At 63.6% G+C, this 16,400-nt stretch carries 16 protein-coding genes; 6 read left to right on the top strand and 10 right to left on the bottom strand.

Features of this window, described 5'->3' with window-relative positions; translation table 11 throughout:
* Nucleotides 1-103: 103 nt before the first annotated feature.
* On the top strand, nucleotides 104-1,276 hold the full coding sequence (locus R0J92_RS13610; protein ID WP_411052049.1) for a MalY/PatB family protein: 1,173 nt from the start codon (nucleotides 104-106) through the stop codon (nucleotides 1,274-1,276).
* A 127-nt stretch (nucleotides 1,277-1,403) separates the two neighbouring features.
* Here R0J92_RS13610 and R0J92_RS13605 read toward each other — a convergent pair whose 3' ends face one another.
* The gene (locus R0J92_RS13605) at nucleotides 1,404-1,568 is read right to left on the bottom strand and encodes a hypothetical protein (protein ID WP_411052048.1); all 165 of its coding nucleotides are present in this window, start codon (nucleotides 1,566-1,568) and stop codon (nucleotides 1,404-1,406) included.
* Between the two features lie 503 nt (nucleotides 1,569-2,071).
* Entirely contained in the window at nucleotides 2,072-2,437 is a 366-nt protein-coding gene (locus tag R0J92_RS13600) for a hypothetical protein (protein ID WP_106164243.1), read from the bottom strand.
* A 267-nt stretch (nucleotides 2,438-2,704) separates the two neighbouring features.
* Between R0J92_RS13600 and R0J92_RS13595 the strand changes: the two genes are divergently transcribed.
* The 4 genes from R0J92_RS13595 to R0J92_RS13580 all read left to right on the top strand — a co-directional run bounded on the left by R0J92_RS13595 (nucleotide 2,705) and on the right by R0J92_RS13580 (nucleotide 6,941).
* Nucleotides 2,705-3,679 (top strand): glutathione S-transferase family protein, encoded by a 975-nt coding sequence (locus R0J92_RS13595; protein WP_411052047.1) that lies wholly within the window; start codon nucleotides 2,705-2,707, stop codon nucleotides 3,677-3,679.
* A gap of 113 nt (nucleotides 3,680-3,792) precedes the next feature.
* On the top strand, nucleotides 3,793-4,794 hold the full coding sequence (locus R0J92_RS13590) for a threonine-phosphate decarboxylase (protein ID WP_411052046.1): 1,002 nt from the start codon (nucleotides 3,793-3,795) through the stop codon (nucleotides 4,792-4,794).
* Nucleotides 4,791-5,702, top strand: coding sequence for an adenosylcobinamide-phosphate synthase CbiB (gene cbiB, locus R0J92_RS13585; protein ID WP_106164241.1), 912 nt, complete (start codon nucleotides 4,791-4,793; stop codon nucleotides 5,700-5,702). The genes R0J92_RS13590 and cbiB overlap by 4 nt, the downstream gene beginning before the upstream one ends.
* A gap of 42 nt (nucleotides 5,703-5,744) precedes the next feature.
* Entirely contained in the window at nucleotides 5,745-6,941 is a 1,197-nt protein-coding gene (locus R0J92_RS13580) for a lytic murein transglycosylase (RefSeq protein WP_106164307.1), read from the top strand.
* 6 nt (nucleotides 6,942-6,947) lie between these two features.
* Here the strand turns inward: R0J92_RS13580 and R0J92_RS13575 are convergent, their stop codons facing one another.
* The 3 genes from R0J92_RS13575 to R0J92_RS13565 all read right to left on the bottom strand — a co-directional run bounded on the left by R0J92_RS13575 (nucleotide 6,948) and on the right by R0J92_RS13565 (nucleotide 12,169).
* Nucleotides 6,948-7,304: a hypothetical protein gene (locus R0J92_RS13575; protein ID WP_317385231.1), complete on the bottom strand. Its 357-nt coding sequence runs from the start codon at nucleotides 7,302-7,304 to the stop codon at nucleotides 6,948-6,950.
* A 65-nt stretch (nucleotides 7,305-7,369) separates the two neighbouring features.
* Nucleotides 7,370-10,825 (bottom strand): chromosome segregation SMC family protein, encoded by a 3,456-nt coding sequence (locus R0J92_RS13570; protein WP_411052044.1) that lies wholly within the window; start codon nucleotides 10,823-10,825, stop codon nucleotides 7,370-7,372.
* A gap of 129 nt (nucleotides 10,826-10,954) precedes the next feature.
* Nucleotides 10,955-12,169: a PLP-dependent aminotransferase family protein gene (locus R0J92_RS13565; RefSeq protein ID WP_411052043.1), complete on the bottom strand. Its 1,215-nt coding sequence runs from the start codon at nucleotides 12,167-12,169 to the stop codon at nucleotides 10,955-10,957.
* Between the two features lie 155 nt (nucleotides 12,170-12,324).
* On the opposite strand from R0J92_RS13565, the gene R0J92_RS13560 reads away from it, so the two are divergent.
* Entirely contained in the window at nucleotides 12,325-13,092 is a 768-nt protein-coding gene (locus R0J92_RS13560; RefSeq protein ID WP_106164237.1) for a FadR/GntR family transcriptional regulator, read from the top strand.
* 9 nt (nucleotides 13,093-13,101) lie between these two features.
* Here R0J92_RS13560 and R0J92_RS13555 read toward each other — a convergent pair whose 3' ends face one another.
* From R0J92_RS13555 to R0J92_RS13535, 5 genes are all read right to left on the bottom strand, one after another.
* Nucleotides 13,102-13,935, bottom strand: coding sequence for a phosphate ABC transporter ATP-binding protein (locus R0J92_RS13555; protein WP_411052042.1), 834 nt, complete (start codon nucleotides 13,933-13,935; stop codon nucleotides 13,102-13,104).
* Nucleotides 13,936-14,104: 169 nt separating this feature from the next.
* Nucleotides 14,105-14,662 carry a F0F1 ATP synthase subunit B gene (locus tag R0J92_RS13550; RefSeq protein WP_106164235.1) on the bottom strand — a complete coding sequence of 186 codons (558 nt, stop codon included), beginning with the start codon at nucleotides 14,660-14,662 and terminating at the stop codon, nucleotides 14,105-14,107.
* Nucleotides 14,663-14,666: 4 nt separating this feature from the next.
* A complete protein-coding gene (locus tag R0J92_RS13545; RefSeq protein ID WP_317385227.1) occupies nucleotides 14,667-15,212 on the bottom strand; it encodes a F0F1 ATP synthase subunit B' in 546 nt (181 codons plus the stop codon).
* An 86-nt stretch (nucleotides 15,213-15,298) separates the two neighbouring features.
* Nucleotides 15,299-15,523: a F0F1 ATP synthase subunit C gene (locus tag R0J92_RS13540; protein ID WP_005636439.1), complete on the bottom strand. Its 225-nt coding sequence runs from the start codon at nucleotides 15,521-15,523 to the stop codon at nucleotides 15,299-15,301.
* A 58-nt stretch (nucleotides 15,524-15,581) separates the two neighbouring features.
* A complete protein-coding gene (locus tag R0J92_RS13535) occupies nucleotides 15,582-16,385 on the bottom strand; it encodes a F0F1 ATP synthase subunit A (RefSeq protein ID WP_106164233.1) in 804 nt (267 codons plus the stop codon).
* Nucleotides 16,386-16,400 lie beyond the last annotated feature (15 nt).

Genomic DNA, 16,400 nt, shown 5'->3' with positions numbered 1-16,400 from the left:
CGGCAAGCGACCGCGCTGTGTTTGTACCAGCACATTGGCGGGGCTTTGCACCGCAGGCGCAATCCCCTAGCGTCTGCCCCGAACACGACGGAGACAGAATTTCATGGATTTCGACAAGATCATTGATCGCCGCGGCACGAATTGCGTCAAATGGGACATGATGGAGCCACTCTACGGAGTATCCCCCGAAGAAGGGCTGGCGATGTGGGTCGCTGACACGGATTTCGCCGTACCGGAGGTGGTCTCGGCAAAGATGCGCGAGATGGCCGATCACGGCATCTATGGCTACGAGAATCGCGAGTCCGAGTACAAGGGCGCGATCCAGTGGTGGATGGAGAACCGCCACGGCTGGCGCGTCGATGCGGATGCGATCTTCACCACCACGGGCCTGGTCAACGGCGTCGGCATGTGCCTGGACACCTTTACCGATCCGGGCGACGGCATCGTGTTGTTCACCCCGGTCTACCACGCCTTTGCCAAGGTGATCCGCCTGGCGGGGCGCGAGGTGGTAGAATGCCAGATGGTGCAGGAGGACGGCGCCTACAGCATGGATTTTGCCGCCTATGACGCGCAGATGACCGGCAAAGAAAAAATGGTCATCCTCTGCTCGCCGCATAATCCCGGTGGCCGGGTCTGGAGCCAGGACGAGCTGCAGGGGGTCGCCGATTTCTGCAAGCGCCACGACCTGATGCTGATCTCTGACGAGATCCATCATGATCTGGTGTTCAGCGGGCACAAGCACCTGCCGATGCCGGTTGCCGTACCGGAGGTTGTCGACCGGCTGATCATGCTGACAGCGCCGTCGAAAACCTTCAACATAGCCGGACTGCACACGGGTCAGGTGATCATCCCGGACGAGGCGCTGCGCGAGCGTTTCCGCCGTCGCATGCTGGCGATCTATCTGCAGGGCAACACGGCCGGCGAAACCGCCACCATCGCCGCCTATTCTTCCGAAGGGGCGGCCTATGTGGACGCGCTGGTGCCCTATATCGAGGGCAACAAGGCGCTGTTTGACGAGGCTGTGAATGCCATTCCGGGGCTGAAATCCATGGCACTGCAGTCCACCTACCTGGCGTGGGTCGACTTTAGCGACACCGGCATGGAGCGGGCGGAGTTCACCCGCCGTGTCGAGCAGGATGCCAAGATCGTGGCAAACCATGGCACCACTTTTGGCACCGGCGGCGAGACCTTCCTGCGGTTCAACCTCGGCACCCAGCGGGCGCGGGTGGAAGAGGCCTGTGCGCGCTTGGCCAGGGCGTTCTCTGACCTTCAGTGACGCATTTCGTGCGGGCCTTGGCCCGGGTCGAGGAGACGCAGGGCACGCTGGTCGTGTGCTGCGCCTGATTCTATGAGCAGCGGCTGGGGCCCGCACCGCCGCCATCTCCAGTGGCGGCGGTGGAACATCAGATGGTCGGCACATCCGGTAGGGCGGCTGCGGTGATAGGATGTGCCGAGGGCAAGGTCGTGTTGCGGATGCAGGTGGCGCGTGTCTCTGCCTCCCAAGGCGCCGCGTTTGCGGAGGGCGACGGCAATACGCCGGAGGGGCGCTTCAGGTTCGACCGGCGCAATCCAGGCAGCGCCTATCCCCTCTTGCGCAGCCACCATAACTTGCAAGCAAGGGATCAGGCGCACACCGCCACCGCGAGACGCGATCCGCACGGCGAGATGTTCATCCACGGGAAGCCGAAGGCTCTACTGGAATTGGTGAGCATGCGCGGCGAACAGCGGCGCCCGCGGCAATACACAGCTGCGGCACGTATCGGATCTAGTCGCTGTTGGCACCACGGTGGATGTCCAGCCCTGACCGATTGCCCGGATTGGCTCATTGGCTTTTTTCGGAGGTATCGGAGATGTTTCGCTTCGGGCAAAGCCCGAAGCGACCCGCGCCGCGCGCGCCCGTTCCGGGCGCGCGCGGCGCTTGACCCAACCGTCAGGGTCATGTCCTGAACAGGATATGGCGCTTATAGGCGGGAGCTTCGCCGTCTGCAAATCTCGCAACGTCACGTAGCGTCGGCTGGTGCGCACACGCCAATGCGCACAGGCCCGGAAACATTACTCCAAGGGCGCTGGCTTAGCCCTCGCCCAGATGATCATGTCCCAACAAACCGACTGGCGCATCCGGCGCGCGATAGAAATCGAGCGGTGCGCTGTCTGCTGCGGCGGTCGCGCGCTTGAACTCATAGCGCATTTCGCCTGCTTCGGCCTCGGAGGCCACGATCAGACATTGCGACAGATGACGTGTGCCATCGTAGAGATCCACAAGGCCGCGCAACTGCGGCACCACCTCCGCCTCGACCGAGAACCCGTCAGTCCACTGGCGAAGCACCGGATAGATCTCCTCGCCCGCATGCACGCGCAGGCGATTCTTTTTCTTCATGCCCTGCAGGCGCGCCTTGTCCAGCGCGTCCTGAACGGACTGGGGAACGTAGGTGGTCATGGCCTTTACCTCCGGCATTAGAGGACCGACCCTTAGTTTGGCTTGGAATTGGCTAAAATCAAGTGAAGGCGGCGCGCCCCTCCGCTGCAATTTCGAAGTGTGATCGGTTGGCCGCGCGCCTTTCTACGTTCCAATGCCTCGCTGCCTGAACAGGCTCCCTGCATGAGGCCTGTGCGCGGATGCAGAGGAGCTGCGCAGTCGCACAGGTGGTCGCGCCACTGCTCTGGCCCTATCCTCAGTCGCAACCGAAAAAAGGAAGGGCCTACCATGGGACTGCTGGTTGACGGCAAATGGCAAGACGTCTGGTATGACACAAAATCGCATGGGGGCGCTTTCAAACGTTCCGAATCCCAGTTCCGCAACTGGCTGACCGCCGACGGCGGCCCGGGCCCCGATGGCCAGACAGGGTTCAAGGCAGAAAGCGGTCGCTATCACCTCTATGTGTCCTACGCCTGCCCTTGGGCGCATCGCACCCTGATCTTTCGCAAACTGAAAGGGCTGGAGGACCACATCAGCATTTCAGTCGTGCATCCGGACATGTTGGACAAGGGCTGGGAGTTCAAGACAGGCATGGAGGGCGCCACCGGCGATGATCTGTTCGGCTTCGACTACATGCACCAGGTCTATACCAAGGCAGACCCCGCCTACTCTGGCCGCGTCACGGTGCCGGTGCTCTGGGACAAGCAGAACAACACAATCGTGTCGAACGAGAGCGCAGAGATCATCCGCATGCTCAACTCCGCCTTCGACGAGATCACGGGAAATACGCTTGACCTCTGGCCCGAGGCGCTGCGCGAGCCGATCGAGGCGGTGAACGCCCGAGTTTATGACACGGTGAACAATGGTGTGTACAAATCCGGTTTTGCCACGTCTCAAGAAGCCTACGACGCCGCCGTGGTGCCTCTGTTCGACAGTCTCGACTGGCTGGAGGACATCCTGAGCCAGCATCGCTACCTGATGGGCGACAAGCTGACCGAGGCCGACTGGCGCCTGTTCACCACGCTGGTGCGCTTTGACCCGGTCTACCATCTGCATTTCAAATGCAACCGGCGTCGGATCATCGACTACCCTAACCTCTGGGCCTACACCCGCGAGCTGTATCAGATGCCGGGCGTGGCAGAGACGGTGGTGATGCCGCATATCGTGCGCCACTATCACTACAGCCATGACACCATCAATCCGAACCGCATCCTGCCGATCAACCCGGTACTGGACTGGGATGCACCGCACGGGCGCGGATAGGCGCGCAACCGGACCGGAGTGGCCCAGGACGCGGCGGGGTTCCGCCGCGCTTGCTTTATGGGAAGGGCGGGGGCATATCGTCCAAAGACCCTATGCACAAAGGCCGATCCGCCATGGTAGATAGTATCTCAAGCGTCCCTCAAGGCGCACCGGCGACCGCCCTGCCGACCGCCCTGCCCCCGGCGCGCGATCATGGCGGCAACCTCGCCGCAGCCCTCGCGCGCTTTGGCGGCGCGCGTGAGGACTGGATCGACCTGTCGACCGGAATAAACCCGGCCCCCTACCCGCTGCCGCCCATGCTGGCAGAGGACTGGACCGCCCTGCCCGACAGCGACGCGCAACAAGCGCTGATCGACGCAGCCCGCAGTTTCTGGCAGGTGCCGGAGGGCGCGGATATCCTTGCCGCCCCCGGCGCGTCGGCCTTGATCGCCCGCCTCCCTGTGCTGCGTCCTTCCCGCACCGTGCAGATCACCACCCCGACCTATAACGAACACGCGGCCGCCTTCGACCAATGTGGCTGGCAGGTCCTCGACGCGGGTCCGGCAGAGGGGCAGGTTGTGGTGCATCCCAACAATCCCGATGGACGTCTCTGGCTGGCGGAGGAGTTGACAGCGCCCTTCTGCGTGATCGATGAGAGCTTTTGCGATATCTGCCCCGATCAGAGCCTGATCGCGCGCGCCGCCACACCCGGCACGGTGATCCTGAAAAGCTTTGGCAAGTTCTGGGGGCTGGCCGGGCTGCGGCTGGGGTTCGCCATAGGCGATCCGGAACTGATCGCAGGGCTGCGCGCCGTCATGGGGCCATGGGCGGTCTCTGGCCCGGCACTGCGGACCGGGACACAGGCATTGAACAACCCCGACTGGGCGGCCACCACCCGGCTGGAGCTGGCCGATGCCGCCTCGCGCCTTGACCAGCTGATGCAACAGGCCGGGGCGCAGACCGTCGGCGGCACCGATCTGTTCCGGCTCTATGACGTGGAGGACGCGGCTGCCTGGCAGGAGCGCCTTGGCCGTGCCCATATCTGGAGCCGCATCTTCCCCTATTCCACCCGCTTCCTGCGCCTCGGTCTGCCGCCCGCCGACCGCTGGGGCCAACTGGAGACCGCGCTGACATGAGCACCGCCGCGCTGCTGATCCCCGCCCTGATCCTCGATGCCGCTTTGGGAGAACCGAAATGGCTCTGGTCACGGCTGCCGCATCCGGCGGTGCTGATGGGACGGCTGGTACAGGCGCTGGACGACGGATTGAATGAGGGCGACGGCAAACGTGGCAGGGGCGTGGTGGCGGTTGCCGTGCTGGTGCTGACCGGGCTGGTCCTCGGCTGGACGCTGTCTTGGCTCGGCAGCGTGGTCAGTGTGCTGATCGCCGCCATCCTGATCGCGCAACGCTCGCTGATCGACCACGTCAGCGCCGTGGCCACCGGGTTGCGTCAGGGCCTGCCCGAGGGGCGCGCAGCGGTGGCGATGATCGTCAGCCGCGACACCGACAGCATGACCGGCCCGCAGGTGGCGCGCTCCGCCATCGAGAGCGGGGCGGAGAATTTCTCTGACGGGGTGATCGCGCCGGTGTTCTGGTTCCTTGTCGCCGGACTGCCGGGGCTGCTGATCTACAAGCTGATAAACACCGCCGACAGCATGATCGGCTATCGCACCGAAGCCTACGAGGAATTCGGCTGGGCCGCGGCGCGGTTTGATGATGTGCTGAACATCATCCCCGCCCGGTTGAGTGCGCTCCTGCTGGCCGTGGTCACCCGGCGCACCGGCGACTGGGGCGAAATCAGCACCGATGCGCGCAAACACCGCTCCCCCAACGCGGGCTGGCCAGAGGCCGCCATGGCGCGCGCGCTTGGCGTGGCGCTGGCGGGTCCGCGCTCCTACGATGGAGAGATGCGCGACTTTGCTTGGGTGAATGACAGCGGTTCAAAGAGCGCCGATGCCCATGCCATCACGCGTTGCTGTCAAATTCTGTGGAAATCATGGGGTCTGACACTGGTTCTGGTGGTTGCATTGGGTCTGCTCTTCTAGATATCGTTAGCGCGAACCCATCCGACCAAAGGACATATGGCCATGCGCGTGCTGCCCAGCCCCAAAGCGGTCCTGCACCGCACCGCCCTGATCGCCCTGTTAGCCACCCCGACCCTGGCCTCTGCGCAATGTGGCGGAGGTTTCCAGAACTTCGTACGTGGGCTGAAGGACGAGGCCGTTTCCGCGGGCTACTCGATCAAAACGGTGAACGGCTTCTTCAGCGGTGTCGCTAAAGACTCCAAAGTGCTGCGCGCCGACCGCTCGCAAGGCGTGTTCCAGAAACCCTTCATCGAGTTTTCGCGACGGCTCATCTCGCAGAGCCGATTGGATCGGGGCAGCCGCAAGGGCGAGGAATTCGACAAGATTTTTGAGCGGATCGAGACCACCTATGGCATCAACCGCGGCGTACTGCTGGCCTTCTGGGCGTTTGAGACCGACTACGGCGCGGTCCAGGGTGATTTCAACACCCGCAACGCGCTGGTGACGCTGGCCCATGACTGCCGCCGCCCGGAGTTGTTCCGGCCGCAGATCTTCTCGGCTCTGGAACTCTATCGCAAGGGGGATTTCGACCCGGCCCGCACCACCGGCGCCTGGGCCGGCGAAATCGGCATGGTGCAGATGTTGCCCGGCGATATCCTCGAACACGGGGTGGATGCGGATGGCGATGGCCATGTGACGCTGAAAACCTCTGCCGCCGATGCGCTGATGTCAGCGGCGCGGATGCTGTCGCACCTCGGCTGGCGTGCAAACGAGCCCTGGCTGCAGGAAGTCACCATTCCGGCGGGCATGGATGTCTCTGCCTCCGGCCCGGCCTACAAGAAATCCGTGGCAGAGTGGGAGGCCATGGGGGTCACGCCACGGACCTTTGACTTCGCCATGAAGGACGTCGAGGCCTCGTTGATCCTGCCGCAGGGACACAAGGGACCTGCCTTCCTCGCCTACCCCAATTTCGACATTTATTTCGAATGGAACCAGAGCTTTACCTATGTACTGACCGCCGCCTATTTCGCAACCCGGCTTCAGGGCGCGGAGGTCTACAACGCGGGCAACCCGGACACCGGGTTGAGCGACGGGCAGATGAAGGAACTGCAGCGGCGGCTGCAAGACCGAGGGCACGATGTCGGCAGCGTAGATGGTATCCTTGGTGCAAATACACGCCTGGCCGTCCAGCAAGAGCAGATGCGCCTCGGCCTGCCTGCCGATGCCTGGCCAACGCCAGATCTGCTCAACGCGCTCTGAGGGCGCTCAGGGCCGCATCGGGAAACGCGCGCCCTCTTCGGTAATCAGCAGGGTGCGATTGCCATCGCGCACATATAGGTCGCAGCGTTTGTTGCCATTGGTGAAGGTCACGCAGACGCTGCCGTCCTCGGCGACCCTGTAGCTGCCCCAGGCGGTGCCGCCGCCATTTTGTGCCGAGTAGGTATAGGCGTATGCTCCATTGGCCCAGAACCGGCTTTCGCCGTCATCGTAGTAGCGGAACACCTGCCCCGGCAGCGCCGCAAGGTCGTCGGCGTCAAAGGGCTGATCTCCGGGGCGCAACGCCCATTCGGCAGCAGAGAGCGGCGTGGCAAGGCAAAGCAGCAAGGGGATGAGACAGCGCATAACGCTACCCTAGCGGCGCTTTTGATGACAGCGCAGTCACGACTGCGTGTCAGCGCCGCTCACAGTCAGGCGACCAGAGCTTCGGCCTTTTTCAGATCGACGGAGACCAGCTGGCTAACGCCCTTCTCCTGCATGGTGACGCCGAACAAACGATCCATCCGCGCCATGGTCACCGCGTGGTGGGTGATGATCAGGAACCGCGTGTCGGTCTGCCGGCACATCTCGTCCAGCAGGTCGCAGAAGCGGGTGACATTGGCGTCATCCAGCGGCGCGTCGACCTCGTCCAGAACGCAAATCGGCGCCGGATTGGACAGGAATACCGCAAAGATCAGCGCCATCGCCGTCAGCGTCTGCTCACCGCCGGACAGGAGCGACAGGGTCGACAGCTTCTTGCCCGGTGGCTGGCACATGATCTCCAGCCCCGCATCCAGCGGGTCGTCGCTTTCGACCATCAGCAGGTTGGCCTCGCCGCCGCCAAAGAGATGGGTGAACAACATCGCAAAGGAGCTGTTCACCTGCTCGAAGGCGGTCAGCAGCCGTTCCCGCCCCTCGCGGTTGAGGCTGGCGATGCCCGCGCGCAGGGTCTTTACCGCCTCTTCGAGATCCAGCTTTTCAGCCACCAGCGTGTCATGCTCTTCCTGCACTTCGCGGGCGTCTTCCTCGGCGCGCAGGTTGACCGCCCCCAGCGCGTCACGCTGGCGTTTGTGGCGGGCGACCTCCACCTCCAGTTCCTCGGCGTTGGGCATATCCTCGGGCGCCACCTCAAGCTGCTGCAGCAGGTCGCCGGGCTCCATCTGCATCACCTCGTCGATGCGCTCGGCGGCGGCCTCGACAGTCTCACGGGCGGCCTCGGTGCGGGCCTCGGAGCGGGCGCGGGCCTCGCGGGCCTCGGAGGCCAGCCGTTCACATTCACGTTCATTGTGCACCGCCTCGCGCAGCACGCCTTCGGCGGCGACCAGCGCATCGGTGGCCTCCGCCTTGCGGGTCTCGGCCTCGGTGATCTGTTCGTTCAGTTCCTCGCGGGTCTCGGCAATCTCGCCGGGCACCGCCATCGCGTCCTCCAGCTCTTCCTGACTGGCCTCGCGGCGCTCTTCCAGTTCAGCGATCCGCTTGCCGGCCGACTCCAGACGATGGCGCCAGCCAGAGATTTCCTTGGTCACGGTCTGGGCCCGTTTGGTGCGGGCCTCGCCCTCGCGGCGCAGCTCGTCCAGCGCGGAGCGATGGGTCAGCATGGTGATCCGCGCGGCCTCGACCCCGTGCTTGATCTCCTCGACCTTGGCGCGGGCTTCGCCCAGATCCCCCAGCGCGCTTTGCCCGGTTTCCGCCTCTTTCAGCTGCAGCGAGGCGGTCAGCGCATCCTCGTCATGGCGCGCAACGGCGATGCCGAAGTTTTCCAGCTTGCCTTCAGCGAGGTTGCGCTCCGCCTCGGCGCGGCTCAGGGCACGGGCGGCATCGGCGACACGCTGGTCGGCGGCGCGGCGAGCCTGACGGGCGGCCTGATCGGCGCGGGTGACCTCTTCCAGCTTGCGCACCAGCGCCTCATGCGCCGCCTGCGCGCCCTCGGTCCGGGCGGTGGCATGGGCCAGATCCTGTTTCAGCGCTTCCAGCCGGTTCATCTGTTCCAGCCGCATGGCGGCGGCAGAGGGCGCATCCTCGGCCCAGGCGCGAAACCCGTCCCAGCGCCACAGGTCGCCCTCCAATGTCACCAGCCGCTGCCCCGGTTGCAACTGCGGCTGCAGGCGCAGGGCCTCGTCCGGGTCCACCACGCCGATTTGCGCGATTCGGCGCCAGAGCGCATCGGGGCCGTCGACATATTTGCCCAGCGGTTCAACCCCGTCGGGCAGCGGGGCATCACGGTCATAGGACGGCAGGGTGAGCCAGCCGGTGGGCCCGTCGCCATCCGCAAGCGGCGCGCGCAGATCATCGGAGAGCGCCGCGCCCAAGGCCTTCTCGTAGCCCGGGGTCACCCGCAGGTCATCCATCACCTGCCCGCCCTCGGCGGTGTCTCGTTCGACCAGCTTGGCCAGCGCCGTCACCTCGGCCCGCAGCGCGCCAAGCTCGCCCTCGGCCTCGGAGCGTTTGGCGCGTGCCTCGGTCTCATGCGCCTGGGTTTCGGTGCGCAGCTCATCCGCCTCGGCCAGGGCCTCCTCGGCCATTTCAGCCCCCTCGCGGGCCTCTTCCTCGGCCTCGACTGCGGCTTCATAGGTTTCTTCCGACGTCCCCAGCGCCTCGCGGGCCTCTTCCATGGCAGCGCGGGACTTGGCGCCCTCGCCCTCGGCCCGGTCCAGCGCCCGGCGGCAATCCTCAACCAGCCGTTGGGCAGACTGGTGACGGGCAGCAAGACGGGCGACATCCTCAGTCACCTGCGACAGGTGTTCCTCGCCGGTGTGCAAGATCGACGCCGATTCCTCGGCCACTTCCGCCGCTTCAGACATCCGGTCGTCCTGGCCTTCGCCGGCCTTGGCCAGCTCGCGCTTTTCCCATTCAAGCCGCTCAATGGTCTCGCCCGCGTCCTTGTTCAGGCCGGACTCGCGTTCGATGTCATTGCCCAGCTGCTGGATGCGGCTGTTCAGACGTTCGATGTTCTGACGCGCCTGCGCCTCCTGATCCGAGAGCGCATCACGCTGCACCACCAGCCGCTGCAACACGGCCGCGGCGATCGCGTCTTCCTCGCGCAGGGGCGGCAGGCCTTCTTCGGCCTCGGCCCGTTTCTCGCTCGCCACGCGGGCCAGTGCCTCTGCCTTGGCGGCCTGGGTCACGCGGGTGCGCAGTTCCTCCTCGGCGGCAAGGCGGGCGTCATCCGCTTCGCGCCAGCGCCGGTAGAGCAGCATGCCCTCGGCCAGCCGCAGCTTCTCGCCAATCTCGCGGTAGCGCTGCGCCTGTTTCGCCTGCCGCCCCAGCTGCCCCAACTGGCTGGCGAGCTGTTCGATCACGTCATCGACGCGCAACAGGTTCTGTTCGGTGTTCTTCAGCTTCAGCTCCGCCTCGTGGCGCCGTTGATAGAGGCCGGAGATCCCCGCCGCCTCTTCCAGCACCCGGCGGCGGGCCTTGGGCTTAGCATTGATCAGTTCGGAGATCTGCCCCTGCCGCACCAGCGCCGGTGAATGCGCGCCGGTCGAGGCATCGGCAAAGAGCATCTGCACGTCCTTGGCGCGCACATCGCGGGTGTTGGCCTTGTAGGCGGATCCCACGTCGCGGGTGATCCGACGCACGATGTCAAGCTGATCGGCCTCGTTGAACCCCGACGGCGCCAGCCGCTCGGAGTTGTCGATCTGCAGGCTGACCTCGGCAAAGTTGCGGGCGGAGCGGCTGGCGGTGCCGGCGAAGATCACATCTTCCATGCCGCCGCCGCGCATCGCCTTGGCCCGGGTCTCGCCCATCACCCAGCGCAGCGCCTCCAGCAGGTTCGACTTGCCACAGCCGTTTGGCCCCACAACACCGGTCAGACCATCAGCGATGATCAGGTCGGTGGGGTCAACAAAGCTCTTGAAGCCAGTCAGCCTGAGTTTGGAAAAGCGCAAGATCGCCCTTTCTGGTGATTCCGTTGCCGGAAATCACATCAGTCTTGCGGGCCAAGTGTCAACGGCGCATGACGCAAAATCGGCACTTTCGGCCTCGCAACCCCACCATATCTTGTGGATAACCGCCATTTACAGCGCGGAGTTGAGCACCCGCCCCAGACGCGCCATGCCCTCGGCGATCACAGTTTCATTGCTGTTGGAGAAGCTCAGCCGCAGCGTGTTGGCGCCGGCGCCGTCGGCATAGAAGGCCTGACCGGGGACAAAGGCCAGCTGCTCCTGCCCCAAAGCGCGCTCCAGAAGCGTGGCGCTGCTGATCCCCTCGGGCAGGGTCAGCCAGATGAACATGCCGCCCTCGGGCCGAGCCCAGGTGACACCTTCAGGCATATGAGCCTCCAGCGCGGCGAGCATGGCGTCGCGGCGGCGCATGTAGACCGCGCGCAGGGACGCAACGTGGTCGTCGAAAAGCCGCGCGGCCACCTGATGGGTGGCGATCTGGTTGATGGTGGCGGAATGCAGGTCGGCGGCCTGCTTCATCAGCACCAGCTGCTGGATCACCGGCGTCGCCGCCACCACCCAGCCGACGCGCAGCCCCGGAGACAGGGTCTTGGAGAAGGTACCGCAGTAGATCGTGCGGCAGGCGTCGAGATCGCCGCCCTTCTGCTCCTGCTCCAGCGCCAGCATCGGCGGCACCGCCTCGCCATCAAAGCGCAGGGCCTGATAGGCGCCATCCTCGATCACGGCGGCGCCCAGTGCCTCCGCCATCTGCAAGGCTGCCAACCGATCCGCCCGGGTCATGGTGACGCCGGTGGGATTGGCGAAATCGGGGCTCATATAGGCGAACTTGACCCGCCCCCCGGCGGGCTCTGCTGCGGCGGCGTAGGCTTCGGGCGGCTGGTTATCGCCCGGGCGCAGGCAGTCATAGCGCGGCTCATAGGCGTTGAAGGCCGCCAGCGCGCCAAGGTATGTCGGCCAGCCCACCAGCGCAGTGTCGTCGGCGTCGAGGAACAGCTTGCCCAGATAGTCCAGCGCCTGCTGTGAGCCGGAGGTGATCAGCACGTTCTCTGGCGCGCAGGTCACTCCCATCTCTGCCATATGCGCCGCGATCCACTGGCGCAGCGGCAGGTAACCTTCGGAGATCGAGTATTGAAGCGCCTGCGCCTGATGCTCGGGAGTGAGGGCGGATTGGAAGGCCTCGGCAAAGGCCTCAGCGGGAAAAAGTGCCGGATCGGGGATGCCACCGGCAAAGGACAACATCCCCGGCTGATCCAGCAGCTTCAACAGCTCGCGAATTTCCGAAGCCTTCATGCGGCCAATACGTTTCGCAAATTGCGTTGGGAGGGTCATTTGAGTCACTTTCCTTCTCGATCATGCCCGCAATCGATAGAAAGACGAAAACCAAGTCAATAGTGCTGACCTATTATTTCACCCATCGTGATCTTGCAGCTCGGGGCGGTTGGTGGTCATATGATTTGACCAATCGACATTTTCCGAGGCCACTCATGCCGTTCCAGAAAGTTCAGCCGGAAAAGCTCTCTGCCGCCGTGGTGCGCCAGATCGAGAAGCTGATCTTGCGGGGCATCCTGCGACCGGGAGAGCGGCTCCCGCCCGAACGAGAGCTGGCTGAACGGCTCGGTGTCTCGCGTCCCTCGTTGCGCGACGCGCTGGCAGAGCTGCAGGACCGGGGTTTGCTGGCCAGCCGGGCCGGGTCCGGGGTGTTCGTGGCCGATGTTCTGGGCTCGGCCTTCTCGCCGGCGCTCATCCAGCTCTTTGCCAGCGACGATGAGGCGGTGTTCGACTATCTCTCCTTCCGGCGCGATCTGGAGGGCATGGCCGCCGAACGGGCCGCCAAATTCGGCTCTGATGCCGACCTTGCCGTGATTCAGGAAATTTTCGACAGGATGGAGCAGGCCGGGGATCCCAGCATCTCGGAGGCGGCGGCAGAGCTGGACGCGCAGTTCCATTCGGCGATTCTGGAGGCCAGCCACAACGTGGTCCTCTTGCACATGATGCGGTCGATGTTCGACATGCTGCGCAAGGGGGTGTTCTACAACCGGCGCATCATGTTTGGCGCACACACCACCTACGAGGCGCTGCTGGAGCAACACCGCGCCATCAACACCGCGTTGCAGTCGCGCAATGCTGCTGACGCACGGGCGGCGGTGGAGGCACATCTGGACTATGTGAAACAGGCTCTGGACGAACAGATCCGGGCTGAGCGCAACGCCGAAATCGCGGCCCAGCGGCTGGAGCATGAACGCAACCGCTGAAGCGGCACGTCACATGGCGGTGCTGTTGATGAAATCGCGGGTGCCTTGATTGAGCGCGGCGGTAAAGATCATCTCCGCACTGTCGATTTCAACCAGCCGCCCCTCGTCGAGATAGGCCACCCGATCCGCAACATGCGCGGTCTCGGTGAGGGATGCGGTGACCAGAACCACGGTGTGATCCTGCTTCAGATCCGCGATCAGACGGTTCAGCAGAGCCAGCTCCATCCGGTCGATCGAACCAGTGGGCCGGTCCAGCAGCAATACCTTCGGTCGGATAGCGAGGCTGCGGGCAATGCACAGCAACCGCTGGCGTTGAATGGGCAATTTGGTGGCGGGCATCTTGTGCAGCACATCCTTGACGTCGTCCCACAACAGGCAGCGGCGCAGCACGGTTTCCACCACTTCGGCGACCTGCGAAGGCGTGCTGGCGATCCGGTTCAGACGCACGCCATAGGCGATGTTGTCCCAGATCGACATTGGGAAGGGGTTGGCCTGCTGCGAAATGAACGCCAGCTGCCGACGCAGCGTCGGCAGATCGCAAGCGTTATGATAGATATCAGCACCATCCAGCAGAATGTGGCCAGTGTTCCCAAGGCCGCGATGCTCATCCAGCAGACGACACATGGCGCGCAACAGGGCTGTCTTTCCGGCACCCGCCCGACCAATCAGACCCAAGACCTCGCCCTGGTGGAGATCAAAACTAAGATCCCGCAACAAAAGCTGACCGTTGATTGAGGCTGAAAATCCCTGCAGCGACATCAGCGCCGGTCCGGGATCACCTGCAGGACCCTCTCCCGCGGTCTGATGCACATCGTGCTGAGGCTTTGGAAGCGAGTCGAACATTTGTGCCCTGAATGCAGCATGACTTGAAAAACCATGTGGCACGGCGGGACGTCAGAGTCATGTCGCAAAGCCGTCGATCATAAAAACTTCACAAAACCCGTAAATTCGCGAATGCAAAAAGCCCCGGCGTTTCCACCGGGGCTCTTATCGGATCCAACACAAAACCTGCTTAGTGCAGCTTTGCGTTCACGTCCTGAATGGCTGCGTCGATCAGCTTGTTGGCTTCCGCCGCCGTCATCTGCTTTGCGATCACCTGATCGGCAACCTCGACAGCAATGGTGATGGCGCGATCACGCACTTCCTTCACCGCGGAGGCCTGGGCAGACACGATCTGCTCTTCGGCAGCGGCCATGCGGTTCGCGATGGAAGCGGCAAGATCCGCTTTCGCCTGCTCGGCCGCTGCTGCGGCTTCGTCACGGGCGTTGGACACGATGCGGTCAGCCTGAGCCTGAACATCCTGCTGCTTGCGTTCGTAGGACGCCAGAAGGGTCTGGGCCTCTTCACGCAGGGCGCGGGCTTCTTCCAGTTCCGACTTGATGCTGTCCGCACGTCCGTCGAGCTGCTTGCCAATCAAGGACGGCACATTGGCAGCGAGCAGAATGCCAATGAACAGCAGGAAGGCGAGTACGACAACAAAATCGGTGTTGCCGAGGTTCCAGCCACCACCCGCCGCAAACGCGGGGGACGCGGACGCGAGGGTCAGAGCGAGTGCGAGAGTTGCGCGCATGATCTTAGCCCTCCGTCCGTTTGGCGACTGCAGCCGCGATTGTGTCGGTATCGTCCTTGCCACCCAGTGCTGCAACCAGCGCAGAGGCGGTGTCGGACGCAACGATCTTGACGTTATCCAACGCAGTTGCGCGGATCTCGGCAATGGCCTTCTCGGATTCTTCTGCCTTGGCAGCAATTTCCGCGTCGGCCTTGGCGATCGCCTCGTCGACTCCGACCTGAATTTCCGCACGAGTTTCAGCGACGATGCGCTGTGCCTCGGAGCGGGCGTCAGCCAGAGCCTTGTTATAAGCGTTTTCGGCCTCAACTGCCTTGGCTTTGAGATCTTCAGCCGCGGCGAGGTCGTTGGTGATGGTGCCCTGACGTTCGTTCAGGATGCCTGCAATGCGAGGCAGCGCGACGCGCGACAGGATCAGATAGATCACGACAAGCGTGACCAGAAGCCAGAAGATCTGGTTTCCGTAGGTCGAGAAGTCCAGCTGCGGCATGCCGGAAGACCCGTGCGCCGCGTCGGCAGCTCCATGACCTGCGTCATGCGTAGTAGTTGCCATGTCGTCCTCCTATGGAACTTGCCGTTACACCGGGCGGGGCGCGGTTGGCACTCCGCCCGGCCGTAAGGAAAAAGTGTTCCGGAGTCTTAGACGGCGAACATCAGCAGCAGAGCGACCAGGAACGAGAAGATGCCCAGAGCTTCTGCAAATGCGATGCCGATGAAGAGAGTAGCAGTCTGCGAAGCAGCTGCGGAGGGGTTGCGCAGTGCGCCTGCCAGGAAGTTGGCTGCAACGTTGCCAACACCCAGAGCTGCAATGCCAGTACCCATGCCAGCCAGGCCAGCGCCGATGTATGCGAGATCGCCTTCCATGATAGTATCTCCTTACGATTGGAAGTTGCGGTAGTAGTTCAGACCAGCACGCGACCCCTTAGTGGGACGGGTGCAGCGCGTCTTTCAGATAGACACAGGTCAGAATGGTGAACACGTAGGCCTGGATGAAGGCCACGAGAACCTCGAGTGCGTAGAACGCGGTGATGGCAAAGATCGGCAGGAAGGAGGCCGCGCCCAACGCGCCGGCAAATCCTGCGAACACCTTCAGAACCGCGTGTCCCGCCATCACGTTGCCTGCAAGACGAATGCAGAGGCTGACGGGGCGCACGAAGTAGGAAATCACTTCGATCAGGGCGAGGACCGGACGCAGCGCCAGCGGAGCGGAGCTGACCCAGAACAGGCCGAGAAACTTGACACCATGCAGCACAAAGCCGGTGATGGTGATCGCTACGAAGACCACAACCGCCAGCAGGCCGGTGACGGCGAAATGCGACGTTGTGGTAAAGGACATCGGGATCAGGCCAAGGAAGTTGGCGGTCACGATGAACATGAACAATGTGATGATGTAGGGGAAGAACTTCACCGCGTCCTTGCCGGCGACATCTTCGACCATTTTGTAGATGAAGCCGTAAGCCAGTTCAGCAACCGATTGAGCGCGCGACGGCACGATGCCACGGTTGGCAGAGCCGAACACCAGCAGTGCGAAGACTGCAACCACGGCGAAGAACATCCACAGGGTCACGTTGGTCGGCGTGTACCACGCGATGTGGTCGCCGCCAAACAGCGGCGTCACGGTGAACTGATCCATCGGGTGGATGGCCAGGCCCGCGGTTTCAGGTGCAAACAACACACCCGATACGAGCACCAGAGCCAAAGCTACGTAAAAGAACAGTTTGCCCATCGTTCCGCTTCTCCT

Source organism: Tritonibacter sp. SIMBA_163 (assembly GCF_046535935.1).
Taxonomy (GTDB): Bacteria; Pseudomonadota; Alphaproteobacteria; order Rhodobacterales; family Rhodobacteraceae; genus Epibacterium; species Epibacterium scottomollicae.
This window is presented reverse-complemented; position numbering and strand designations above follow the sequence as displayed.

Coding starts and splice junctions, on each gene's coding strand:
- R0J92_RS13610 (WP_411052049.1), top strand. CDS start 104: ATGGATTTCGACAAGATCATTGATCGCCGCGGCACGAATTGCGTCAAA.
- R0J92_RS13600 (WP_106164243.1), bottom strand. CDS start 2,437: ATGACCACCTACGTTCCCCAGTCCGTTCAGGACGCGCTGGACAAGGCG.
- R0J92_RS13595 (WP_411052047.1), top strand. CDS start 2,705: ATGGGACTGCTGGTTGACGGCAAATGGCAAGACGTCTGGTATGACACA.
- R0J92_RS13590 (WP_411052046.1), top strand. CDS start 3,793: ATGGTAGATAGTATCTCAAGCGTCCCTCAAGGCGCACCGGCGACCGCC.
- cbiB (WP_106164241.1), top strand. CDS start 4,791: ATGAGCACCGCCGCGCTGCTGATCCCCGCCCTGATCCTCGATGCCGCT.
- R0J92_RS13580 (WP_106164307.1), top strand. CDS start 5,745: ATGCGCGTGCTGCCCAGCCCCAAAGCGGTCCTGCACCGCACCGCCCTG.
- R0J92_RS13575 (WP_317385231.1), bottom strand. CDS start 7,304: ATGCGCTGTCTCATCCCCTTGCTGCTTTGCCTTGCCACGCCGCTCTCT.
- R0J92_RS13565 (WP_411052043.1), bottom strand. CDS start 12,169: ATGACCCTCCCAACGCAATTTGCGAAACGTATTGGCCGCATGAAGGCT.
- R0J92_RS13560 (WP_106164237.1), top strand. CDS start 12,325: ATGCCGTTCCAGAAAGTTCAGCCGGAAAAGCTCTCTGCCGCCGTGGTG.
- R0J92_RS13555 (WP_411052042.1), bottom strand. CDS start 13,935: ATGTTCGACTCGCTTCCAAAGCCTCAGCACGATGTGCATCAGACCGCG.
- R0J92_RS13550 (WP_106164235.1), bottom strand. CDS start 14,662: ATGCGCGCAACTCTCGCACTCGCTCTGACCCTCGCGTCCGCGTCCCCC.
- R0J92_RS13545 (WP_317385227.1), bottom strand. CDS start 15,212: ATGGCAACTACTACGCATGACGCAGGTCATGGAGCTGCCGACGCGGCG.
- R0J92_RS13540 (WP_005636439.1), bottom strand. CDS start 15,523: ATGGAAGGCGATCTCGCATACATCGGCGCTGGCCTGGCTGGCATGGGT.
- R0J92_RS13535 (WP_106164233.1), bottom strand. CDS start 16,385: ATGGGCAAACTGTTCTTTTACGTAGCTTTGGCTCTGGTGCTCGTATCG.